At 69.9% G+C, this 22,294-nt stretch carries 20 protein-coding genes; 11 read left to right on the forward strand and 9 right to left on the reverse strand.

What is annotated here, in order from left to right:
* Window positions 1-53: 53 nt before the first annotated feature.
* Together SM611_RS04035 and SM611_RS04040 are read right to left on the reverse strand one after the other, a co-directional pair.
* Window positions 54-1,334 carry a condensation domain-containing protein gene (locus SM611_RS04035; RefSeq protein ID WP_371947432.1) on the reverse strand — a complete coding sequence of 427 codons (1,281 nt, stop codon included), beginning with the start codon at window positions 1,332-1,334 and terminating at the stop codon, window positions 54-56.
* Complete coding sequence (locus tag SM611_RS04040) at window positions 1,331-2,119, reverse strand: phytanoyl-CoA dioxygenase family protein (RefSeq protein WP_371947433.1); 789 nt, start codon at window positions 2,117-2,119, stop codon at window positions 1,331-1,333. The genes SM611_RS04035 and SM611_RS04040 overlap by 4 nt, the downstream gene beginning before the upstream one ends.
* 210 nt (window positions 2,120-2,329) lie before the next feature.
* Between SM611_RS04040 and SM611_RS04045 the strand changes: the two genes are divergently transcribed.
* Genes SM611_RS04045 through SM611_RS04065 form a run of 5 tightly spaced genes read left to right on the forward strand, consistent with a single transcriptional unit; the run spans window position 2,330 to window position 7,335 of the window.
* Window positions 2,330-3,484 carry a sulfatase gene (locus SM611_RS04045; RefSeq protein WP_371947434.1) on the forward strand — a complete coding sequence of 385 codons (1,155 nt, stop codon included), beginning with the start codon at window positions 2,330-2,332 and terminating at the stop codon, window positions 3,482-3,484.
* 13 nt (window positions 3,485-3,497) lie between these two features.
* Window positions 3,498-5,171: a B12-binding domain-containing radical SAM protein gene (locus SM611_RS04050; protein WP_371947435.1), complete on the forward strand. Its 1,674-nt coding sequence runs from the start codon at window positions 3,498-3,500 to the stop codon at window positions 5,169-5,171.
* A gap of 3 nt (window positions 5,172-5,174) precedes the next feature.
* Window positions 5,175-6,200: a sulfotransferase family protein gene (locus tag SM611_RS04055; RefSeq protein WP_371947436.1), complete on the forward strand. Its 1,026-nt coding sequence runs from the start codon at window positions 5,175-5,177 to the stop codon at window positions 6,198-6,200.
* Window positions 6,197-6,943 carry a class I SAM-dependent methyltransferase gene (locus SM611_RS04060; RefSeq protein ID WP_371947437.1) on the forward strand — a complete coding sequence of 249 codons (747 nt, stop codon included), beginning with the start codon at window positions 6,197-6,199 and terminating at the stop codon, window positions 6,941-6,943. Before SM611_RS04055 ends, SM611_RS04060 begins: the two co-directional genes overlap by 4 nt.
* A complete protein-coding gene (locus SM611_RS04065; RefSeq protein ID WP_371947438.1) occupies window positions 6,940-7,335 on the forward strand; it encodes a DUF6027 family protein in 396 nt (131 codons plus the stop codon). Before SM611_RS04060 ends, SM611_RS04065 begins: the two co-directional genes overlap by 4 nt.
* Here the strand turns inward: SM611_RS04065 and SM611_RS04070 are convergent.
* Genes SM611_RS04070 through SM611_RS04095 form a run of 6 tightly spaced genes read right to left on the reverse strand, consistent with a single transcriptional unit; the run spans window position 7,326 to window position 14,920 of the window.
* Window positions 7,326-8,318, reverse strand: coding sequence for a dimethylarginine dimethylaminohydrolase family protein (locus SM611_RS04070; RefSeq protein WP_371947439.1), 993 nt, complete (start codon window positions 8,316-8,318; stop codon window positions 7,326-7,328). The two genes, SM611_RS04065 and SM611_RS04070, sit on opposite strands and share 10 nt — an antisense overlap.
* On the reverse strand, window positions 8,299-9,618 hold the full coding sequence (locus tag SM611_RS04075) for a sulfotransferase family protein (RefSeq protein ID WP_371947440.1): 1,320 nt from the start codon (window positions 9,616-9,618) through the stop codon (window positions 8,299-8,301). Before SM611_RS04075 ends, SM611_RS04070 begins: the two co-directional genes overlap by 20 nt.
* Entirely contained in the window at window positions 9,615-11,540 is a 1,926-nt protein-coding gene (locus SM611_RS04080) for a methyltransferase domain-containing protein (RefSeq protein ID WP_371947441.1), read from the reverse strand. The genes SM611_RS04075 and SM611_RS04080 overlap by 4 nt, the downstream gene beginning before the upstream one ends.
* Before the next feature lies 1 nt (window position 11,541).
* Entirely contained in the window at window positions 11,542-11,982 is a 441-nt protein-coding gene (locus tag SM611_RS04085; protein ID WP_371947442.1) for a ferritin family protein, read from the reverse strand.
* 23 nt (window positions 11,983-12,005) lie between these two features.
* On the reverse strand, window positions 12,006-13,625 hold the full coding sequence (locus SM611_RS04090) for an alkaline phosphatase family protein (RefSeq protein WP_371947443.1): 1,620 nt from the start codon (window positions 13,623-13,625) through the stop codon (window positions 12,006-12,008).
* The gene (locus tag SM611_RS04095; RefSeq protein ID WP_371947444.1) at window positions 13,622-14,920 is read right to left on the reverse strand and encodes an aminotransferase class V-fold PLP-dependent enzyme; all 1,299 of its coding nucleotides are present in this window, start codon (window positions 14,918-14,920) and stop codon (window positions 13,622-13,624) included. Before SM611_RS04095 ends, SM611_RS04090 begins: the two co-directional genes overlap by 4 nt.
* A 47-nt stretch (window positions 14,921-14,967) precedes the next feature.
* Between SM611_RS04095 and SM611_RS04100 the strand changes: the two genes are divergently transcribed.
* From SM611_RS04100 to SM611_RS04110, 3 genes are read left to right on the forward strand one after another with little or no spacing between them, the layout of a single operon-like run.
* The gene (locus SM611_RS04100; protein WP_371947445.1) at window positions 14,968-15,942 is read left to right on the forward strand and encodes an LLM class flavin-dependent oxidoreductase; all 975 of its coding nucleotides are present in this window, start codon (window positions 14,968-14,970) and stop codon (window positions 15,940-15,942) included.
* Complete coding sequence (locus SM611_RS04105) at window positions 15,939-16,643, forward strand: class I SAM-dependent methyltransferase (RefSeq protein WP_371947446.1); 705 nt, start codon at window positions 15,939-15,941, stop codon at window positions 16,641-16,643. The genes SM611_RS04100 and SM611_RS04105 overlap by 4 nt, the downstream gene beginning before the upstream one ends.
* Window positions 16,644-16,654: 11 nt before the next feature.
* On the forward strand, window positions 16,655-17,386 hold the full coding sequence (locus tag SM611_RS04110; RefSeq protein ID WP_371947447.1) for a 4-hydroxy-tetrahydrodipicolinate reductase: 732 nt from the start codon (window positions 16,655-16,657) through the stop codon (window positions 17,384-17,386).
* Between the two features lie 33 nt (window positions 17,387-17,419).
* On the opposite strand, the gene SM611_RS04115 is transcribed toward SM611_RS04110, so the two are convergent.
* Window positions 17,420-18,871 carry a pyridoxal phosphate-dependent aminotransferase gene (locus SM611_RS04115; RefSeq protein ID WP_371947448.1) on the reverse strand — a complete coding sequence of 484 codons (1,452 nt, stop codon included), beginning with the start codon at window positions 18,869-18,871 and terminating at the stop codon, window positions 17,420-17,422.
* Between the two features lie 211 nt (window positions 18,872-19,082).
* On the opposite strand from SM611_RS04115, the gene SM611_RS04120 reads away from it, so the two are divergent.
* The 3 genes from SM611_RS04120 (at window position 19,083) to SM611_RS04130 (ending at window position 22,263) form a co-directional block, all read left to right on the forward strand.
* Entirely contained in the window at window positions 19,083-19,934 is an 852-nt protein-coding gene (locus SM611_RS04120; protein WP_371947449.1) for a TauD/TfdA family dioxygenase, read from the forward strand.
* A 176-nt stretch (window positions 19,935-20,110) separates the two neighbouring features.
* Entirely contained in the window at window positions 20,111-21,292 is a 1,182-nt protein-coding gene (locus SM611_RS04125; RefSeq protein WP_371947450.1) for an FAD-dependent oxidoreductase, read from the forward strand.
* Window positions 21,289-22,263 carry an ornithine cyclodeaminase family protein gene (locus SM611_RS04130; RefSeq protein WP_371947451.1) on the forward strand — a complete coding sequence of 325 codons (975 nt, stop codon included), beginning with the start codon at window positions 21,289-21,291 and terminating at the stop codon, window positions 22,261-22,263. Before SM611_RS04125 ends, SM611_RS04130 begins: the two co-directional genes overlap by 4 nt.
* The last annotated feature ends 31 nt before the right edge of the window (window positions 22,264-22,294 follow it).

Below are 22,294 nucleotides of genomic sequence, written 5' to 3' on the forward strand. Positions count from 1 at the left end.
TCTTGTCTCGCCGGCGGGACGGCCCGGCCCCGCATACGGAAGTCACGGCTTCATCACGACGCCGCGGTGGTCAGCCCGGCGAGCGCGGAAGCGCACGCCCGCAGAATCCGCTCAAGGTCCCCGGACGGCATGCGATCCCGACGCGCGATCGCGGTCAGTTCCCCTTTCTCCGTGCCAACGGTGAACTCGATGCCCAAACTGAGGGCGTGGGTCGACATCGGTGCGGGCCGCGGCGCGACCGTGAGTTCCGGCCACCGTTTCGGCGGCGGCGGATCCGGCGGGATGATCGTGTCGACCCAGATCCAGAGCATCCGGGGATCGCGGTCGCTGCGGTGTCCGAAGAGCCGCTCCATCACCCACCAGAACGGCGGACTGGGCGGGTCGATCGCCTCCAGCCAGCGGTCGCGCACAAGCTCGAGGAAGTCCGGTGAGGCGCGCTCGGCGGCGGTGGAGCGGAGCGGGATCATGTTCGCGTACCAGCCGACCGTCCGCAGGTCCGCGGCGTCCCGATTGCCGATCGGCGAGATGGTCACGACCTCGTCCCGCCCGTCGATCTCGGCGACGGCGCGGTGCGCCGCCGCGACCATCACCGCCGACCACGGCGCGGGGCATCCGCTGACGAGTCCGGCGAGTTCCGCTCGCATACCCGGGTCCAGCGGGAGGGACGCGGAGTGGACGAGAGCGGAGCGGTGCGGCGGAACCGGCCGGGCCAGCGGAGGCTCGCTGAACGGCAGACCGGCCGCCCCTTTCAACGCCTCCACCCAGGCGGGCGGCCGGTACCGGTCGAGCCTTTCGTGCTCGGCCCGCGCGTAACCGAGGAACGAGCGGCCGGGCACCGGCTCGCGGCGGATGCCCGCATAAGCGTCGGTCACCGTGTCGAGGGCGAGATCAAGCGACCAGCCGTCTGCGGCGAGGTGCTCGGCGGCGAGAATCAGCACCTGGTCCTCAGCCCCGCGGGGGTAGAGCCCCGCCCGGAACAGCAGGCCGCGGTCCAGCTCGAACCGGGTGCAGGCGATCCGGTGAAGGAACTCATGCAGCGGCTCCCCCGGGTGCGGCTCTGTCAGCGCGAACGGCACCTCCGCCGACGGCGTCTCCTCCTGGATCCACGCTCCGTCCTCAAGGCGGAAGCGGTGGCGCAACGCCGGGTGCGCTCCCAGTGCCCATCCGCAGGCGTCCTCGAACCAGGCGGCGTCGAACGGGCCATGGACGTCCAGGGCGATATGGACGTTGTGCGGCGCCGGCGTGCGTCCCGTGCTCCAGTAGAAGGCGTCCTTGGCCAACCGGTCCGCCTGCATGCTCGTCAGCGCGGCGGCCGGTGTCGACGCACCGGTCACAGCGGGACCACCGTCCGGGTCGCGACGAACTCGGGACGCTGCGGATCACGGCAGCCGACCTCAACCGAGACCATGGAGAAGTGGAGCACCGCGCGGCGTTCCGGCAGCAGCGAGACCCCGGAGGCGTGCACAAGGTTGAGGTCCATGAACAGCACCGATCCGGCAGGGCCCGTGATGGTCTCCACCCCCTGCGTGTGCGCCAGCTCGGCTACCCGCGCAGTGTCGATCTCATAGTGCTTGCCATCCTGGTCCGGCGATTCCCCCGCGGGGAGCGCGCCGGCAGGCCCCCGGGGAACCGCCATGGTCCGCTCGGCCGTGAGCACGCCCTTCCGATGCGAGCGGCGAATGACCGAGATCGGCGCGTTATGCGCGCGTATCTCATCCAGAAAGACGGCGACGCTGAGGCCGCGCGGATCGGCTAGTCCATCAAACCGGCTGAAGGCATAGAAATCCTGATGCCACGACAGCACCGTGCTCGACATCGGTTTGTCGTGCAGCTGCGATTGGAAGATGTAGACGGGCCCGCCGGCGATCTCCTCGCAGAATGGCAGAAGCCCGCTCTGCCGCAGCAGACCGGGCAGCGAGCCGTCAATCCGGTGGATCCCGTAGATCGACTGAAGCTCCCCCTCGGAAGTGTGCACGAGTTCGTCGCCAGAATGCCGGTAGAGCCGGTCCGCGGCAGCAGCGAGATCGGCCATCCGGTCCCCTTCGAAGAACCCTTCCAACACCAGGAAACCCTGGTCCCGAAAAGCATCGATCGCCACTTTTGCGATGGGTGCAGTCATTTACCCCGCCAACCTAGACCGTTCTCGCCGGCTTCCGAAGATTGAACAAGGCTCAACTATAAGGGCGGTCGAATATGACGACTGTCACGTAAAGCCGGGACAGGACCGTCCCTTCAACTGTCCCTGGATTTCGGGACAGACCATGTTCTCGTGGGAGACGGTCGCACCCGGTTATCGTCACCTCGATGATTGGTTCGATGAAGGGGCGGCGTGCAACCCAACATCTTGTTCGTTTCACTAGACACCGTCCGGGCCGACGTCGCCTACAACGGCAGAATGCCAGGCATCGAAGCGCTGCGGGCATCCGGGGTGACCTTTCGGCAGGCCATCTCCTCGTGCCCCCTCACACCGGTCAGCCATGCCACCGTGTTCACCGGTCTCCAGCCACCGCGACACGGAATCCGACACCTGCTGCGCGAACAACTGCGCAAGGACGTGCCCACCCTGGCGGAACTGTTGCGGGGAGCGGGCTACAGCACCGGGGCCGTCGTCTCCTGCCCGGGCTTGAACCGCTGGTACGGGATGGACCGGGGATTCGACTTCTACGATGACGAGATCCCCCTACTGCCCGACGGACGTGACCCACTCACCGTCGGCGACGTCAAGATGCGCGGACTCGCACTGAAGCGGGCGCCGGTCGTCACCCGACGCGCCGGCGACTGGCTCGCCGCCCAGCGCACACCGTTCTTCCTGTTCGCGCACTTCTTCGACGCCCACTGGCCGTACGACCCCCCAGAGGACGTGGGGGTCCAGACCCGCAATCCCTACGAGGGGGAGGTGGCCTACTCCGACCACCACCTCCAGGGCCTGCTGCAGCGCCTGGCGGACGCGGGCCACGACCCCGCCGCGACGCTCATCGTCCTCTTCTCCGACCACGGCGAGGACCTCGGCGGTTGGTACCCCAACGACCATGCGGGAGACCGCGGCCACCCGGAGGAGGAAGGACATGGCTGCCTGCTCTTCGACGCCACCCAGCACGTACCGCTGATCTTCAGCGGGCCCGGTGTCCGGGCGGGCGTCGAGGTCCCCGACCAGGTGCGGCTGGTCGACATCATGCCCACCGTGCTCGACCTGCTCGGCCTCGAACCGCAGGCGTCCGACGGGCTGTCCCTGCGACCGCTGCTGGAAGGCGCCTCCTCGCCCGGCACCAGGCCCGCGGCGTACTCCGAGACCCACTTCCCCGAGGAGCGCACGGACCGCGCCGGCCTGCATCCGCTCCGCTCGCTCCGCCTGGACGACGGGGTCCATCGGCAGAAGGTCATCTGGCAGGTGGGCGGCGACGAGGTCGGCTACTACGACCTGAACTCCGACCCCGACGAACAGGCGGCCCGAACGACCATCCTCGGGCCCGATTCCGCACCCTAGGAAAGAAGGCTCCATGCCTCGCCAACTCTCCCTCTCCCCCGTGCTCTACGCGGACGCCACCGAAGCGGTGGACGCCCGGTACATGGCGCAGATGCGCGAGCAGGACGAGACCCCCGTCCCGACGGATCCGGCCTTGCCGAGGTTCACCCTGGTGGTCGGCCCCTCTCCGTTCACCATGCCGCGGGGCTGGGAGTTCTTCCTCACCTCGCCTTATGAGGGGGCCACGTACATCGCGACCGTCCTGCACAACGCCGGCTATCCCGTGCGGATCGTGGACGTCCGCTACACGCCGGACCCGCTGCAGTCCGCGTTCGAGCAGGTCATGGCTGGAACGGATGTCCTGGGCGTCTGCACCTTCGAGGACAACTTCCCGTTCTGCCGCGAGCTCATGGAGAGGGTGCGCGATGCGGCGCCGGACGTCCCGATCATCTGCGGCGGCTCACTGGTGACGTCCGTCCCCAAGGTGTTCATGACGCACACGGCCTGCGATATCGCTGTGATCAGTGAAGGCGAGATCACCGTTCTGGAACTGCTGGAGTCCTACGCGGCGGGCCGTTGGGCACAGGACCTGCCGAACATCCGCGGCATCTGGTACCGCGGCGAGGGCGGGCGGGCGACGTCCACGCGGCCCCGGGGGCAGATGCCGGACCTCGACTCGTTGCCGCGCATGCGTCTCGATCTGTGGCCGCAGGCGCGAAGCCCGCAGGGGCTCCAGCCGCAGATCATCTCCTCCTACAGCCGCGGCTGCAAGATGGACTGCTCATTCTGCTACCGAACGACACCGCAGGTCCGCGCGAAGTCCCCGGAGAAGATGGACCGTGACCTCGCCTGGCTGAAGAACCAGTACGGGATCGAGTTCTCGTTCTTCGTCGACCTGACCTTCAGCTCCTACCGCAAGCAGACGCTGGCCTTGTGCGACGTCATCAAGGACCACGACCTGCGCTGGACGTGCCTGACCCGGTGCGCCGACATGGACGCGGAGCGAGCCGCGGCGATGCACGACTCGGGCTGCGACATCATTCTCTACGGGGTCGAGTCGCTCGGCTCCGAAGTGTTGCGCGAGGCCAGGAAGGGGAGTTCGGAGAACATCACCGTCCGGGCCATGCGGACCACATTCGAAGCCGACATTCGTTTCGGCGCGCTTCTGATCGTCGGGCTGCCGAACGAGACGGAGGAGTCACTGAACCACATGGTGGAGTTCGCCGAGACCTACAACCATGTGACAAGGGTGAAGTACCTGTCGGCGATGCCGGGGACGACCGTGTACCGGCAGTCGATCGACCAGGGACTGATGCGCAGCGAACTCGACCATCTGAACTGGCTCTCCATCGAGCAGGCGCTGCACGAGGACGAGTTCCTGAACGTCAGCGGCCTGCCGGAGCGTGCCTGCCGGGACGCCTACGAGCGGGTCTACGCCTCCTACCAGCCGGGGCCGGTGATGGACTTCCGGCACTGGCCCGAGCACTTCAACTACTACCAGCCGCAGCAGTACGACGGCCTGGAGCGGTCGACGGCCTACGGCGGCAAGGGGTGGCGGTCCTCCTTCAGCTCGGCCGGCGCCCCGCTCGTCCCGGGTTCGGAGAGATTCGTCCTCGACCTCGTGGCCGACCGGGAGGTCGCGAGGGCGGGCAGCGCGCTGCTGACCTGCGGCGCGAAGAATCTGGGCGGCGCCCTCGCCGGCGCCTAGACCATGGCAGCGACCAGCGACCCGATCCTGATCATCGGCACCGAACGTTCGGGGTCGAACCTTCTACGACTCATCCTCAACGCCCATCCGCGTATCGCGGTGCCGCACCCTCCGCATTTCCTGCACTATCTGACGCCGATCGTCGGCTCCTACGGGCCGCTCGACGACGAGCGGAACCGGTGGGCCCTCGCACGTGACGCGCTCCGCCTGCTCTCCGCGCACATCCACCCGTGGGACCATCCGATCGACGAGGCCCGGGTGGTCGCCGAGGCGAAGGCCGGCCTCGCCGCGCTGGTCGCGGGGATCCACGACGAGTACCGGGAGGCCGCGGGCAAGGCGCGGTGGGGCTGTAAGAGCACGTTCAACGTGGACTACGTGGACGACCTGCGCGCTGTGTGCGCGGACGCCCGCTTCATCTGGCTCGTCCGGGATCCGCGGGACGTCGCCGCGTCGGCGAAGCACTCGGTCTTCGGTCCATGCCATCCCTACCGGACGGGGCTGCTCTGGCGCCGCCAGCAGACGACCGCCCTCGCCGCCCGGAACCGGCTCGGCCCCGGCGTCGTGCACCTCCTGCGGTACGAGGAACTCGTCGCGGATCCCAAAGGCCGGCTCACGGAGCTGTGCGCGTTCCTCGACGAGCCCTTCGAGCCCGCGATGCTGGAGCACCACCGCTCGGCGGCGGCGCACCGCCTCGCCGGTGCCGCCGGCTCGTGGCGGGCCACTGGCCTCGCCATCGGCGACCGGAGCGTGGGCCGGTTCCGACGGGAGTTGGCCCCGAACGAGCTGCGCCAGGTTGAAGCGGGTGCCGGCCCCCTGATGCGCGAACTCGGCTATCGGCCGGAGTCGCCTCCCCGTGGCGGAGCCCGGCCCTCTCCGGCGAGCCTCGCCCTCCGCGAGGCGTCGCTGCGCTGCCGGGTCGAGTGGCGATCGCTGCGGACGGACGCGAACGTCCTGGCCCGCTGGCGCCGCGATGTCCTGGTGCGTCGACTGCGGCTGAAGGCCGCGGCCCGGATGAGAGGAGCGGAATGACCATCGGCAAGCAGGATGTCGTGCGACACTTCTCGGCCCGTGCGGCCAAGTACGACCGGTCGAGTTCCTGGTGCACGGACGAGGAACTCGCGGAGATGACCGTCCGGCTCGCGGCGCCCGCTCCGGGCGACCGGGTGCTGGACGTGGCCTGCGGCACCGGGCTGGTGGCGCGGGCGTTCCGGGACCGGGCCGCCCATGTGACCGGGATGGACATCACCTCGGACATGGCCGAACAGGCGCGGCCGCACGTCGATCGCCTGGTGCTCGCGCCGGCGGAGAAGAGCCCGTTCGAGGACGGGTCCTTCGACGTGGTGGTGTGCCGCCAGGGCATCCAGTTCATGGACCTGCCGGACGCCGTCCAGGAGATGGCGCGGGTGACCCGTCCCGGTGGCCGAATCGTGCTGCTGAACCTTTGCGCGTACGGTCCCGAGGACCAGGAGGAGTATTTCGAGATTCTCCGGCTCCGCAATCCGGTGCGGCGGCATTTCTTCCTGCCCGACGACCTCCCCCGCCTCCTTCGCGACGCGGGGTGCGACCCGGTCACCGTGGAGAGCCGCACCTCGGCCGAGGACGTGGACGTCTGGGCCGACAACGGGGCCATAGACGCGGCGCGGAGGGCCGCCATCCGCGCGGTGTACGCGGGCGCGTCCCCCGCTTTCCGGGAAAGGCACATGGTGGGGCGGGTCGACGGCCGCTACGTCGACCACATGCTGTTCGTCGCCGCGGTGGGAACAGCGGGATGAGCGAGGACTGGTGGATCGACGAGGACGGCGAGACCGTGGTCCGGCTGCGCCGGTGGCGCGGGCTCTGGCTCGAAGACGACCCGCACGCGAACTTCAAGGCCGAGGTCCAGCTCTACGGGAGGCTGGACCCGCTGACCACGATCACCGGGATGTCGCGCAACCTCGACATCCCGGTCGGTGCGATCACCCGGTACGTGCTCGCGCGATGGGCGTCCGGTGGTAGTGGCGGCCTGCTGGAACTCGGTCCCGTCATGGTGCCCAGGCTCTGGGAGCCGATCGCGGCGGCCGAGGCCGAGGACTCCGATGCCGGCCGGCTGGCCGCCTACCACACACTCCGTCAGATGATCTCGTGGCTGAAGGTGCCGCTGGATGATCCGTCGGTCTATCCCTGACCCGGAGACGCCCCTCTCTCGGTTTCGCCGTCGCGGCACAGAATGCCGGTGAGGCAACCAATGCCGCCGGCGGCCTTCACGTACTCCCCGATCGCCACCTCCTCGGTATGGACGCCCTCGGCTGCGAGGGCGTCGCGCACGACGGGAGCCCCGGCGGGCATCAGTACCCGTCCGGGCTCCAGCGGTACAAGATTCATGCCCCGGGCATCGAGCAGGTCGGGGCAGGGCGGGATCTCCACCGGTGTGAGGCCGTGCGCCCGCAGGATCGTCCGCAGCCCGGCTCCGGCTGCCGCGGAGTGCACTGCGGCAAGGCCCCGGCCGAGCGGAACGACCACTCCGAGCAGGTGCTGGACTCCCGCGGGCAGCGGCACCATGCGCACCCGGACGCCTTGCTCCCGCAGGACCTCCCGGAGCTGCCGGACCGCGGCCAGGTTGGTGCGAAATCCCGTGCCGACGACGACCGAGTCGGGGGCGAGCCAGAGCGCGTCCGCGCCTTCGAAGGTGGCGGCCCCGGCGACGGTCCGCAGGATGGGGACGCCGAGACCGGCGAGCGCGGCGGCGGCGTGCCGTTCCTCGCCCGACCGCGCCGCGGAGGCCATCCGGCCGAGCACGGCACCGTCTGCCGTCATGAAGAAGAGGTCCCGCATGAACACGATGTTCGGTGGTGCCGTCTCGGGGACGTCGGCCACGTGGACGGTGACGCCGTTGCGCTCGTACGACGCAGCGATGTCGTCCGTCTGAGCACGCATGGCGGCGACGTCCACCCGGTCAAGGACGAGCGCCCGCGCATGGTCCTCGATCAGACCCAGGCTGCGCGGAGGACGGGCGAGCAGGACCCGGCGGAGCGCGCCGGTCTCGGACCGCTGACCGCAGCGCAGCCAGATCACCCCCGCGCTCACGTCGCCGCCGTGCGTCGCGGGCCTGCCCGCCCAGCCCCGCCCGCCCAGGGTGCTCGGGTACCGGTCAGAGCCAGTCGCGTTCATCGGAGTAGCCGAGCTCTTCGGCAAGCGCCATGGTCTCCTCGTCCAGGGCGGCACGCACCAGCGCGCCACGGTCCCGCCACCGCCGGGCCCGGGGCGGCGCGGTCGCGCTCACCGGCCGGATCCCGAGACGCGCTGTGGTGCGCAAAGGCTCCTCCCAGGGAATACCGAGCCACCGCACGAGCCTGGTCATCGTCCGCATCCTGGGCTCTCCGCCGGCCACCAGATCCTCGAACCGGATCCGCAGGTGGTCGATCGTGCCCTCGGCCAGGTCGGCGAGGATCGCCCGATGCGCCGAACGCCACTGGCTTGCGCAGACCTCGAGCAGCGGTCTGCGGGTCAGCGTCTCCCAACCCGGAGGCAGATCGAACTTCCACCACCAGCGGTTGTCCGGATGCAGTTCGCTGTATCCGGCGATGTCGAGGGGGTCGTCCACGTGGTGGGAGTGGAACGCGGGATAGCGCCAGCCATCGTACAGGCCGTTGACGGCGGCGGCGGGATTGCGGGTCAAGTGCAGTACCCGAATCCTCGCGTGCGGGAAGAGCGCCCGCAGGAACGGCAGCCGGTAGGCGTTGCTGGGGGTCTTGACCACGAGCGGCTTCTGCGCCAGATCGGCCTCCGCGGCCGTCCGCCAAGCGCGGGGCAGGATGAACGGTGGCTCCTCGACGAGCCGGCGACTGGGCGCCTCCCCTCCCCCGCGCCTCTCGCGCATCGTGGCAGGCAGGTCGTAGGCGGACGTCCGGACTGGCAGCCCGGCGGCTCTCAGCTCGGCGACGAGCGCGACCAGGAAGCCGGCCGGATCGTCCAGCCGGCCGTCGGCCCCGACGAGACGGCGCACGACCCGCCGAACAGCCGGGACGACCGTCTGCGGGGAGACCGCGATGTCGGGCCACTGGACGATCACCCGCCACGCGACGTCATGGGCGAACCGCTCCGGGTCCCCGATGGTGGAGGCGGGCGCTCCCGTGTCCAGGGCCAGCTCGGCGTCGAGGAAGCGGCGTCGGCCCGGGTCGAGAGCGGCGAGGTCCCCGGGGCCGAGCCGGTCGGAGCCGGCGCCGTTCTCGCCGCAGCCGAGCCCGACGAGCCGCAGAAACGGATTGAGCTCGGCGCGAAGATGCACCAGCGCGTCCGACTCCCTGAGCAGGTCGGCGAGCATGCTGGAGCCGCCGCGAGAACTCGACGCCACGACGACCAGTTCTCGAACGCGGGAGGTGAAACCGGCGACCGCGGGACCCCGCGCGCCCCGTAGCTCGGTCAGCCGAGCTACGGTGGCGGGACGGATCTCGGCGGTCGGCGCGGTCACGAGACCGGCTTCCGGACCGAGTAGACGCACCAGCGCCAGCAGTCGCGAACCGAGCCGTCGGCGCCGATCTCGAAGGGATGCACGGCGCGGACCTCCTTCGGCGCGTCGTAGAACAGCCGGTAAATCTCCTGGCGGTGCCGCGGGGTCGTCTCATGGGAGTCGGTCCACTGGTCGATCGACTCCCACAGGTGGTGCGTGGTCATCCGCAGGTCGCCGAACCCCGCGCCGAGAAGCAGGTCCCGGAACTGCTCCTCGCCGAACATCTGGAACAGCAGCGGCTGCTTCTTCTTGAAGATCCGGTACATCCAGTACGCGTCCACGTCCGAGTACGGCATGATCTGCCCGACGATGAACTGCCCGCCGGGGCGCAGCACTCGGAAGATCTCCGACACCGGTCCTTCCGGCCCGGGCAGAAGATGCAGCACCTCGCGGTTGACGACGAGGTCGAAGGAGGCGTCCGGATACGGCAGATCGTAGACGGTGCCCTGGTCGACGACATCGAGCCGGTCGGCGGCGAGCCGGAGCATCTCCGGGGTGATGTCGAGGCCGACCGACTCACCGACGCGGCCTTGGAAGGCCCCGCCGACGACCCCGCTGCCGCAGCAGACGTCGAGCATCCTCGCGTCCGCGGGCACGTCACAGAGCTCCACGTGGCTGTTGAGCAGCCCCTCGTCGGTGAGCCAGGCGCAGGAGTCGTGCCAGTCCGCCGAGCGGATGCCGAACTGCCGCCGGTAGATCTCGTAGTCGACCTCGATCTCCCGGCGTTCGTACCGGGACGGACGCCGGGCGAGCCTCGCCGCCGCTCTGGCCCGCGCGGCCTCCGACGCGCGGCGGAGCACCCGGAGGCCGAGCCCCGGGTCGGCGGTGAGCATCCCGGCGAAGGCGCGTCCGACCTCGTCCCGGACGAACGCGCCGATCTCCGGTTTGGCCAGGAGCCTCTTCGACTGCCCCGCGAACTGCGGGCGAGCCGTCCGGACGGAGACGACCGCGACCAGGCCCTCCAGCAGGTCGGGCACGGTCATCTCCGCCGCGGCCGGGGTGTCGGCGGAGGCCAGGAGTGCTTCCGTCAGCGCCAGTCGCAACCCGTCCACATGGTCGCCGCCGTCTTGGGTGCGGACGGTGTTGACGTAGCTCCAGATCTTCTCGGCGTATCCCTCGGTCCACTGGAACGCGGCCTGGACCGAGAGTTCGCCGTCTCCCGCGGTCACGACGATCGGCTCCGGGTGGACGGGAACGGCATCCCCCCTGCGTTCCTCCAGGAGGCCGCGGACCTCCGACTCGCCGCGCATCACCCTGTGCAGACCCGTGCGCTCGTCCGTGAACGTCACCCGCAGTCCCGGCTGGAGGTACGCGATCTCCGCCAACCGGGCCGAGAGGGTCTCGGCGGACACATCGACGACTTCCATGATCTCGGGATCCGGCACGAAGCGGATCGTCGTGCCGTGGCCTTCCGCCTCTCCGGCGGGCACGACGTCACCGAGCGGGCGCCCCCCGGCGTAGGACTGCCGGTACAGCTTGCCGTCACGGCGCACGCTGAGGTCGAGCCTGGACGAGAGCGCGTTCACGCACACCAGGCCCACCCCGTGGAGCCCCGCCGAGACCCCGTAGGCGTTGCCCTCGAACTTGCCTCCGGAGTGCAGCGTGGTCAGCGCCACCTCGCAGGCGGGCCGACCGGTGTCGGGGTGGGCGTCCACGGGGATGCCCCGGCCGTCGTCGGCCACCTCGCACGAGCCGTCGGCGTGGACGATGACCGACAGGGTCCGGCAGTACCCGGCGGCGGCCTCGTCCACCGCGTTGTCGATCAGCTCGTAGACCAGTTGGTGCAGGCCCGCCGCTCCGGTGGACCCCACGTACATCGAAGGGGCGCGACGCACGGACTCCATGTCCGACAGGACGACGATGGATGAAGGGTCGTAGGCCATGTCAGCCGGCCTCCCCCGTGCTCGCCATGCCGACCGGGTCCTCGGTCAGGCGCCGAAGGCGGGCGGCATGCGACCGCTTGAGCATCGTCAGCGTCTCCAGCCAGCTCGCCACGTCCGCGAGGCCCGCCGCGTGGGCGATCCGCGCAAGCCGCGGGTACATCTCGATCATCGCCTGGAGATCCGCGGTGACGGCCGCGCGCAGATTGATCCCGGTCCCGCCCAGCGGCAGCCCCGTCAGCGGGTCCTCCAGGTCGCGCAGCAGGTCGAAATGGCCCTGGACGGCGCAGGCCACGCTTTCGGCGATCTCCTGGAAGGCCGCCGCGGCCTCGGCGCGGCCCTCGATCTCGGCGGTCTGCGCGAAGGAGAGGTACCGCGCGACCGTGAGCGACTCATGTGTGAACGCGGCCGACAGCCCGGCGACGATGTCCTGTTGCGACTCCATGATCACCTTGAGTTCTCGGTGGGTCAGATGTGGTAACCGAGTGAGCTGAGCCGTTGCTGGAGGCCCATTCGGGAGTCCGGGGCCGCCGGCGGGCCGGACATCGGCGCGGGCCGAACACCACCGAACAGATCGGCCAGCGGGACGCCCTCGAAATACGGGGGCGAGGGGACGCCGAACCGGTCGAGCAGGGTCGGCGCGACGTCGAGGATCGACGCGGTCGAAGGCTCGGCCGCGCGCACGACATCAGGTCCGGACGCGATGAGGATCCCCGTCTCGTGGTGGTCGCCGAAAGCAGCCATCCGGTACGGATCGACCAGGTCGGCGACCCGGACGATCTTGCGCGACTCGCCGGAGGTGTAGAAGACGTACGCGTGGCTCCAGTAAGCATCCCGGGTCACGGGGACGGGCGTGATGTCCGGCGCGTCCTGCGAGTGCCGTCCCGAGTAGAGGTCCTCGCGGAGAAGGATCTGTGCGACGAGGGGGGCGCCGTCCCGCTCCAGCGCGTTCAGCGCCTCACAGACGAGGCCGCGGACCCGGTCGACCTCTCTCCCGGACGTCGCCGCGCCGCCTCCGCGCACGCGGTTCACGGTCACCTGGCCGTAGTCCGAGACGCAGAACGCGCTGGTCCGATCCCAGTCGATGGTCGAGAAGCCGACGTTGCACCCGGGATGCGCGTCCCGCCACTTCTCGTACATGGCGCGCCGATATCGCGCACCCTCGGTGCGGAGCCGCCGGACGAGCGCCGCGCAGGCCGGATCGTCCGGTGGAAGCCCTAGCACATGGGGTACCTGTTCAACCGCGAGCTCGGGCAGGAAGGCGAGCAGATCCGCGTCCTGCAGAACGTTGTGAATCATGACGAGGTCGGTGATGTCAGCGGAGCCGTGATCGGAGACCAGCAGCACGTTCGTCTCCGGACCGGTCAGCTCGAGCAGCCCGGCGATGAACCGGTCCGCAACGCCATAGGCGCGGGCCCGCGCGGGGTGGCCTGCCGGGGTGCGATGCGCGACATAGTCGGTGCCGAACAGATTGACCTGCAGGAACTCCGGAGAATGCGTTTCCACCAGCCGGGCCGTCGCCGCCAGCCGGACCTCTTCGACCTCCGCCCAGCGATCGAGCACCTCGTCGAGGGAGGAGTCCGCGGACAGCTCCGGAAGCACCCGGTAGGCCAGGCCCTCACCGGCCAGCCCATCGGGGATCCCCGGCGGCCAGCTCAGCAGCGGATCCCGCTCCGGTGCCTGGAAGTGCGAGTCGAGGCCGGCTATCAGAAAGCCCCGGACCGGCCGCGCGGGGAACGTCATCGGCACGTTGACCACGCCCACGGTGTGGCCGGCCGCCGACATGATCTCCCAGAACCTCGGCAGATCGACATCGCGGCCGCTGGCCGGTTCCATCCGCCCGGTGAGCGGGCTGGGCCGCCACCAGCCATAGATCCCGTGCCCACCGGGATTGACCCCCGTCGCATAGGACGTCCAGTTCACGGGCGTCTGCCACGGCTGCACCGCGGTGAGACCGAGCCGCCTGCCAGTGGCGGCCAGTCGTGCGATCGTCGGCACGACGCCGTCGGAGATCAGCGGGTCGAGGACGTTGTACGAAGCGCCGTCAAGGCCCACCACGAGCCACCGAACCGACTCCGTCTTGGTCACGTGTCTCCCTCCACGGCGGCCGGGCCGTTCTCGTCCAGCGCCCTCTCCAGTGCGTTGATCACCAGTTCCGCCTCGGCGTCCGTCAGCAGATGCGCGGTGACGCGCAGCCCGCTGATGCCCTGGACGAAGTCCACCGCGATCGCCGGATCCCCCGCCATCAGCTGATCGCGCACCTCCGCCGCGGTGGCCGTCACCGGGCTCGACAGGCGGATGAGCAGGCCGTGGAAAGCACGGTCCGCGTCGATCGCGCAGTCGACCCCCGGACGGTCGGCCAGACGTTGCGCCCAACCTCGAATGATCTCCGCTGATCGTCTCGCCCGGGCTTCGTGGTCGACCGTGACGTACTCCTCGACCGCGGCCAGCAAGCCCACCAACTCCTCCTTGCCGACCTTCATCGGCCGGCCGATGCCGGTGTGCGGAAAGGCCGCCTGCCGCGCCGTCCCGATCAGTGCCGCCCGGCCCAGGAGCAGCCCGGACGCCTGCGGACCACGCAGGTCCTTGCCACCGCTGAAGACAGCGGCGTCGGCGCCATGACCGCGGGTGAACGCGGTAAGGTTGCCCGGTGGCGGCAGCTCTCCCGCCGCGTCGACGATCACCGGAGTCCCGTGCCGCCGCGCCGCCGCGATCACGGTCGGAAGATCGAGGGAGCCCCTCCGGTAGTAGCCGTCCGCCACATAGACGATCGCCGCGGTGCGCTCGTCCAGCGCGGCCTCGAGGTGCGCACAGGTCGTCTCGACAGCGTTGCCGAACTCGACGATCTCGGCGCCGGCCAGCTCGATCGACCGGTCCAGAGGGGTTCGGTGGGTGCGGTGGATCAGCACGGTGTGCCGCGCGGGCCGTCTGCGCGGCAGACGTTCGAGCGCGACCGTGTCGTCGGCCATCGCCGCGACGACGGCGAGCATCAACCCGCTCGCGGCCCCATTGGTGACCAGGGCCGCCTCGTTGCCCGTGAGTTCGGCGAGCCTGCGGCACACCGCTGCGTTGAGTTCGAACATGTCCACGAACTCCGCCGAGATCGCGACGGCCGCGCGGACCGCGGACTCGGCCATTCGCGACCCGCCGAGCACAGTTCTGTGCCCGGTGGCGTTGACGACTCTGCGAACCTCAAGGCGCCGCAGAATGCTCTCCCCCGCACCGGACGTCTTTCCTATGGTCTCCACCGCGATGCGTTCCTCGTTCCGGTTCCTGTCCCCGGCCCGAGAGGCGCGACGAGACCTTTTCAGCGTATGGGGGGCCACCCAGCATGCAAGATCCACGCGTGTCGCGTATTCGAGTGACCCACCGTCGTGACGCATCGGTTAGAGTTGCGCACGCGATCGTCGTGCCGACTCAAGGGGGAACATTGCGTTTCTCGCTCTTCTGCAACTGGGATTATCCTCCCGGCGCCTCGTTCCCAACGATCTTCGATCACGTCGAACAGCAGGCCATCGCCGCGGAGAAGGCGGGATTCCTGGGCCTTTGGATTGCTGAACACCATTTCGGCACATACGGCTGCATGCCCACGCCATTGATGTTCCTGAGCCGGTTGAGCGGGCGAACCGAACGGCTGCTCCTCGGCACCGCGATCACCCAGCTTCCGCACTATAACGCGGTCCGCCTGGCCGAGGACATCTGCTATCTCGACGCCGCGTCCAACGGTCGGCTGAGGATCGGCGCGGGAACCGGGGCAAAGGAGAAGGAGAAGGAACTCGAAGCTTTCGGCGTTCCCGCCGCCGACAAACTTCCGCGCACGCTGGAAACGCTTGAGATACTTGGCCAGGCGCTCGACGCCGGCCATATCGACTTCAAGGGCGACTTCTACGAGCTCAACGACATCTCGGTCGCGCCGCCGCCCTCCCGGCCCGCCCGGGAGCTGCTGTCCCTCACCGGGCGCAGCCTCACCGGGGAGGCGGCGCGCCGCGGTTACGGTCTGCTCGTCCCCCGGACGGCACGAGCGGAGGCCAGGGCCGAATTCGTGCAGAGCTACCTGGACGCCCCCGGCGGCACCCGCGGCCCGATCATCTCACTCCGGTTCGTCTTCGTCGCCGACACCGAGCGGGAGGCGCTGGAGCGGACGCGACGCACCGTCGTCCGCTACGCCAACGACGACCTCGGCGTCCGCTGGGACGGCGAAGTGGGCACTCCGGTCCACTATGAGCTGCTCGACCGGCTGAACTTCGCCGTAGGAACCCCCGAGCAGATCATCGCCCGTATCGAGGAATGGGGCGGGGAGTTCCCGGCGGACGAGTATGCCTGCCACATGTTCGCCGCCGGGATGCGCCACGAGGACGTGCTGCGCTCGATCGAGCTTTTCGGACGCGAGGTGATCGGCGCTTGAAGCGGTCCGCGCATGAGGTGTGGAACACCGCCGACCGAGCCAGGCTCGAGCACTTCGCGTCGCTGGTCGCCGCCGACGAGGCCGGCCTGCCGCCGCACCGGCGCGCCGACCGCGAGTTCGTGATCGGGGAGACCCGGCTGATCCGCGAGCTGGCCGCGCAGGCCGGAACGGTCATCGAGTTCGGCAGCGGCATCGGCCGGTCCCTGCTGCCGGGGGCGCGGGAGTTTCCCACCACCCGGTTCCTGGGACTGGACTCCGCGCCCGAACCCGTCCGGCTGATGGCACTCCTCGCCGAGGAGGAGGGGCTGGCCAATCTTCGCGGCCTGCTCGCCGACGTCCGGCGGGTTCCCTTGCGGGACTCCAGCGTCGATCGGGTGCTCATCCCGTACCAGACGTTCGGCATCTTCCTGGGGCGCGTCCGCGACCGCTCGCTCGTCGAGGCGCGGCGAATCCTGCGACCGGGTGGCGCGCTCTACATCGGCGGTTTCGCGAACCTAGACCTCGCCGCCGACTGCTACCCGGCATGGGGACTCACCCCGTCCCGGATCGATCCGGAGACCCGCCTGGTCCACCTCGACGGCTTCGACTCTCTATGGGCCACCGAGGACCAGGTGCTCGTCCACGCTGAGAGGGCCGGGTTCGCCCTCGTCCATCGGCAGGACTGCGAACTGGGCTTTTCTCTCGTGCTCGGGCCCCGGTGATCCGCGTCTGCGTGGCCGGGATGGGCGGGCTCGGCACGCCCATCGTCCAGGCCGTCCTCCACGATCCCGGGCTGAGGCTCACCGGCGTGGCCTCCAGGTCCCGTGCGGGCATGCCGCTCACCGCGGCGCTCGGAGCCGGATCCGGCGCCGAAGCCGTGCGCGGGAGCGGCATCGAGCTCCGGATCAGCGCCGACACCGAAACGGCCTTGCGGGCAGGCGCCGACGTTCTCGTGGACGTGACCACGCCCAGGGCCGGGATCGCCCACGCGACCGCCGCCCTGGATCAGGGCGTCAATGTCCTGCTCGCAGCCACCTCGGCCGGGACCGAGAGCTCGCTGGGCGCGTTGGAGGCCCTTGCGCGGACGCGCGGGAAGGCGCTTGCCTGGGTGCCGAACCTCTCGCTGACCTGCGCGCTCCTGGAGCGGTCATTGGCCGGGGCCGCGCCCTGGGCCGATCGCGTGGAACTCATCGACCATGCCGGGCCGCACGTTCACGCGCCGCTGCACACGACCGCGTCACTCGCCGGGATCTGCCGGGCTGCCGGGTTGCCGACAGAGGTGCGGTCCATCCGCGAGGGTGGGCGATATTCCGCGGTCCGAGCCGTGCTCCACCGGGGTGCCGAGAGCCTGGAGCTTCAGCATGCCACGCCCGATTCCGAGGCGTACGTCACCGGCGCCCTGCACGCCGTCCGCCAACTCCCGGGGCGGAACGGGCTGCTCCGCGGCATGACATGGGCTCTCTGAGCCCGCGGGCCGGCTCTAGGGCCCGCCTCGCATTCATCCCGCAAGCGACGTCAGCAGGCGGATCCCGGTCTCGACGTCGTGCGCCGGGCGAGCGGTGGTGATCCGGACCCAGCTGCCGCCCAGCGCATAGGTGAGGATTCCGGGCAGGAACGAGACTCCGTGCCGGGCGAGCAACTGCCGGAAGTACAGGTAGCCGTCGGGCCAGTGGTCGGCGGACACGGCCAGGTTGAAAGAGTAGCCGGGGAGGACCACGTTCAGCCCGGCATCGCGCAACCTCGCGTAGGCGTCATCGCGCAAGCCCGTCAGGCTCCGCTCCCTGGCCACCCGCTCTGCCCGGTACTCCCGGTACGCGACCGCCACCGAAGCGTGATCGAGGCCATAGGCGGGATCCCATTCGGCCATCTGTTCGGTTCCCGGTTCATCGACCCCCTCGCACGTCCAGCGTTCGAACCGCGCCAGGGTCTCGACGAGCAGGTAGAACAGCGAGGCCGGGCCACCGTGAGTAGTCGAGGAGTACTCGTAGAAGTCCTCGACGAACGAGGCGGACGCGAGGATCCAGCCGACCTTGAGCCCGGGCGCCGAGAACGGCTTGCTGATGCTGAGCACCCGGATCACCCGCGGGTCGGTGCGCGCCTGGCCGTGCGGTTCGACCGGGCCGAGGCACTCGTGGCACTCGTCGAGGATGATCGTGGTCGCCGGGCCCGCCGCTGCCAGCAGCCGGGCGAGATCGTCCTCGCTCACCGCCGTCCCGGTCGGATTGGTCACCGACTGGAGCAGCACGAGCGGCACATCCGGTGTGATCGCCTCGATCAGCCCGCTAAGGTCGGTGCGGCCGTCCGCGGCGGCGAGCGGCACCAACCGTGTCGGGAAGCGCCTGCTCACCGCTTCGACCAGGGGCGGGTAGTTCGGGATCCCGCACAGCGCCGCGGCCGTCGGCCGCGCCAGGCTCGCTGCTCGGTTCAGTGCAAGGAAGTCGACCACCGCGTTGATCGCGGAAGTGCCGCCCTGGACGACGCACACTCGGTCAGCCGTGTAGACGGCGTTCTCGGTTCTGGCGTTGTGGTACGCCGCGATGGCCTCCCGGACGGCCAGTCGGCCGCGCGAGTCAGAGTAGCCGTACCAGTCCCGGTCCAACGCCTGCCGGACACAGTCCTTGAGCGCCGTCGGCAGGCCGTAGCAGGTCTCGTCCGCCGCACCGCTGGAGAGGATGACCGTCCCGTCATGCCTGAGCCGACCGTACAGGTCATCGCGGAAGTAGAAATTGAACAGCTCCTTGACGAACCGGATGAACACCGGTTCCGACAGGAGGTCCACGGGATCGACGGTACGACGCCGGCGGCTGGCCCGCCACCGCGCGAGCGCCTGCCCATGCACGGCGGCGGTCCCGAGTTCCGCTTCGATCCTGCCGATGTAGAGATCACGCAGTTCGATGGGGTCGCGTGGATCGGCTGCGCGCTCCGCCACTTCCCTCAGCCGGTCGTCCACGAAAGGCCGCAACACGGCGCCGGACGGCGTCGGCGGGGAGGGATACGGCAGCGAAGCTTGCCAAGTCACGAATTCCCCCGGGTGGGTCAGATCGTTTGATGACCGAGCGTGCCATGGCGGAGCGGATGCCGTCTATGACGTTTTCTTGCGACAACCGGTGATTAGCGCGGCAAGGTTATAGTGACCGATTCGCTTCTCCGAGGAGACGTCCATGGTGCACGGCGCTTTTCATGGCAATGCGGATATCGACGCCGCCCGCAGCGCAATCCTCGACCGCCTCGGCGGATTCCCCGAACCACGGGGGCTGACCCGGCGCACCGCCATGGTCACGGAGCTGCTCGCCCGGCCGCACGACGTCGCCGCGCTGGCCCGGCGCCGCGGCGCCCTCTGGTACCAGCTCGACCGGGTCCCGGAGTGCGGGGAGCTCCGCCGGTTCGCAGAGGCGATCGGAACCCCGATTCCGGAGCACGATCCCGCGGTGCGCTCCAGGGTGCGCGAGGAGGTCGTCTTGGAGATGCGGAACTCGCGCGAGTCCCCGGCGGACGTGAGCTCGGAGCCTTTCAGCCTCCGGTCGCTCCGACTCCACACCGAGGCCAGCAGACGGCCCGCGGCCGACAGGCCGGACCTCATCGTGCTGGCCTGCGTCCGGGCACCGGCCCCGGGTCATGGTCTCCAGACACTGCTGGTGTCGAGCGCCTCCGTGCTGGCGGGGCTGACCGACGCGCAACTCGACGTGCTGCGCGCACTCACCCTCGACGACGCCGCGGACACTCCGATCCTCCGGCGGGAGGCCGGGCGAGACGTGCTGAGTTTCCGGGACTTCACCGGCGACGTCGGCTGGCGGTGCGCCGATCCGTCCGTGTCGGCCGAGGACGTGACCTCCGCCCTCATCGCGCTGCTGCTCGGCTGCTACCGGGAAGGTCACGTGCGTGGCGTGCGCTGGACGCGCGCCGGCCTGCTCCTCTTTGACAATGCACAGTTCCTGCACGGCCGGACGCGCGGTTCGGGAGCGGAAGAGGGGGACCGGTGGCTGCGTCGCATACGCGTTATCTGCGGTCGCTGAGAAGCCGTTCCCTGTCCCGCCGGCGAGACATCTCTGGCTTCTTGCACGAGACAGCCGGATACTGGGCTGGCCACGGTCGGCGCGCACGGACGCATGGATAAGACGTGTACTGACGATAAATCAAGAATCACGGATTTCCAGATACAAGCGCTCTCCCGCGAAAGCAGGTCAGCGGCATGGACAATGGCATCGCCAAATACGATTTCGTCGTGGTGGGCGGTGGCCCGGTCGGTCTCGCGGCGGCTGCGGCCGCTGCGAGCCGGGGCATGACCACCGTCGTCATCGAGAAGTATGACTTCCATGGCGGGCACGGTTCCTCCGCCGGCTCCGAACGGCAATGGCGGCTGCAGTACGCCGAGGCCGACCTCGCAGCGCTGACGCTCAGTGCGCGAACGGCCTGGCGAGACCTTGAGGCCCGGGTCCGGCGCCGGCTCGTCCACGAGACCGGCAGCCTCTGGTTCGGCGACGGCCGACAGCACAGTTCGGAGGGGCAGATCGAGGCGGCCGTGGCCGTCCTCGACACCCTGGGCCTACCCTACGAGACCGTGAACTCCACGGCGCTGCGCACCCGATTCGGATTCGCCGCGTTACCCTCCAGCTACTCCGGCGTCCACCAGCCGCAAGGCGGGGTGATCGACGTCGCCGCCGCCCGCTGGGCTCTCTTGGAAGAGGCCCGTGCCGCCGGATGCGAACTGCGGGCCGGAACTGAGATCCTCGATCTCACGCCGGACGATTCAGGCGTCACCCTGCGCACCCGCGAAGGCGGCTACCATGCCGGCCATGTGATAGTCACCGCGGGGGCATGGACCGCTCCCCTGCTCTCCCGGGTCGGTGTCCGCCTCGACCTGCGCATCTATGAGCTGACCAAGGCCTACTTCCGGATACGGTCGAGCCGCGACCTGCCCACCTGGTTCGCCTTCCAGCCCCCTACCGCGGCAGACGCCAACCTCTTCTACGGATTCGGCCGACTCCCCTGGGGCACCGACGACTTCGTCCAGGTGTCCCCGCTGTTCGAGACCGATCCGCTCGATGACCCCGCAGCGCGGACCGGCCGGCCCCGTCGGCACGATCTGGAACGGGTCACCGCGTGGGTCCGCGACCACATGCCCGACCTCGACCCCACCCCGCTTTGGCCCGGCACCTGCCTCGCGTCCCTGCCCGGAGCGCACGACCGTCAGTTCTACCTGGGCGGCGCGGCGGGGCTGGTGCCCCATGGTGAACGGATCGTGGTCTGCGCGGGCGGCTGGGCCTTCAAGTTCGTCCCCGTCTTCGGCCGCGCCTGTGTCGAGCTCGCACTGACCGGCCGCACCGAGCACGGCCTGGAGCGGACGGGCCTCACCCTGGAGAACGCCACATGACGACCATCAAGATCATCGCAGGTCGAGAGGTGGCGGCCCTGGTCACCATCGCCGACCTGATCGAGCCGATGCGAGCGGCGCTCATCGCCTACAGCACCGGCGGCGTCCACCGGCATCCCCGGGTGACCGCGGCGCTCGACGGCGACGACCAGATGCTGATCATGCCGGCGGCGGTGGACCAGGCGGCCGGACTCAAGATCCTCACCATGTTCCCGGGTGCGGTCGCACACGGACTACCGAGCGTCCAAGGACTGGTCGTGCTGATCGACGGGGTCACCGGCGAACCGCGCGCCGTCCTCGACGGCACGACCGTCACCGAGCTGCGGACCGGCGCGGTGTCCGCGCTCGCCACCGACCGCCTCGCCCGACCCGACGCCCGGACGCTCGCGCTCATCGGCTCAGGCGTCCAGGGCCGCGCGCACCTTCGCGCGCTGGCGGAGATCCGGCCCTGGACGGAGGTCAGGGTGTACGGCCGGACCCGCGAAAGTGCCGACCGGCTCGCCGAGTCCGCACGGGGACTGGCCCTGCCCGCCCGCTCCACCGCCACGGTCGCCGAGGCGGTGGCCGGAGCCGACGTGATCTGTACGACCACCTCGGCCTGCGCTCCGGTCCTCGACGACGCAGACGTCTCTCCCGGTGCCCATGTCACGGCCGTCGGCGCCTTCGGCGCGACGTGCAGGGAGCTTCCCTCCGCCCTCGTCGCCCGGGCGGCCCTCTTCGCCGACAGCAGATCCGCGGTCCTGTCCGAGGCCGGCGACTTCCTCCTTCCCCAGAAGGAAGGCGTGCTGCCCGCACCCCAGATCACCGAGCTCGGCACGGTCCTCGCCGGCGAATCTCCGGGCCGCACCTCCCCATCCGAGATCACCGTCCTCAAGTCCCTGGGGCTGCCCATCGAGGACGTCGTCGCCTGCGACCTCGTCTACCGCCGTGCTCTGGACGCCGACGCGGGCCAGGATGTCGACCTCGCCTGACGCCGCCGCACCGCGGCGCCGCAAGGAGACC

Source organism: Actinomadura monticuli (assembly GCF_041463655.1).
Classification (GTDB): domain Bacteria; phylum Actinomycetota; class Actinomycetes; order Streptosporangiales; family Streptosporangiaceae; genus Spirillospora; species Spirillospora monticuli.

Excerpts from the sequence above, each read along its gene's own strand:
- SM611_RS04040 (WP_371947433.1), bottom strand. The coding sequence starts at position 2,119 with ATGACTGCACCCATCGCAAAAGTGGCGATCGATGCTTTTCGGGACCAG.
- SM611_RS04050 (WP_371947435.1), top strand. The coding sequence starts at position 3,498 with ATGCCTCGCCAACTCTCCCTCTCCCCCGTGCTCTACGCGGACGCCACC.
- SM611_RS04055 (WP_371947436.1), top strand. The coding sequence starts at position 5,175 with ATGGCAGCGACCAGCGACCCGATCCTGATCATCGGCACCGAACGTTCG.
- SM611_RS04060 (WP_371947437.1), top strand. The coding sequence starts at position 6,197 with ATGACCATCGGCAAGCAGGATGTCGTGCGACACTTCTCGGCCCGTGCG.
- SM611_RS04065 (WP_371947438.1), top strand. The coding sequence starts at position 6,940 with ATGAGCGAGGACTGGTGGATCGACGAGGACGGCGAGACCGTGGTCCGG.
- SM611_RS04070 (WP_371947439.1), bottom strand. The coding sequence starts at position 8,318 with ATGAACGCGACTGGCTCTGACCGGTACCCGAGCACCCTGGGCGGGCGG.
- SM611_RS04080 (WP_371947441.1), bottom strand. The coding sequence starts at position 11,540 with ATGGCCTACGACCCTTCATCCATCGTCGTCCTGTCGGACATGGAGTCC.
- SM611_RS04085 (WP_371947442.1), bottom strand. The coding sequence starts at position 11,982 with ATGGAGTCGCAACAGGACATCGTCGCCGGGCTGTCGGCCGCGTTCACA.
- SM611_RS04095 (WP_371947444.1), bottom strand. The coding sequence starts at position 14,920 with ATGCGTCACGACGGTGGGTCACTCGAATACGCGACACGCGTGGATCTT.
- SM611_RS04120 (WP_371947449.1), top strand. The coding sequence starts at position 19,083 with ATGGTGCACGGCGCTTTTCATGGCAATGCGGATATCGACGCCGCCCGC.
- SM611_RS04125 (WP_371947450.1), top strand. The coding sequence starts at position 20,111 with ATGGACAATGGCATCGCCAAATACGATTTCGTCGTGGTGGGCGGTGGC.
- SM611_RS04130 (WP_371947451.1), top strand. The coding sequence starts at position 21,289 with ATGACGACCATCAAGATCATCGCAGGTCGAGAGGTGGCGGCCCTGGTC.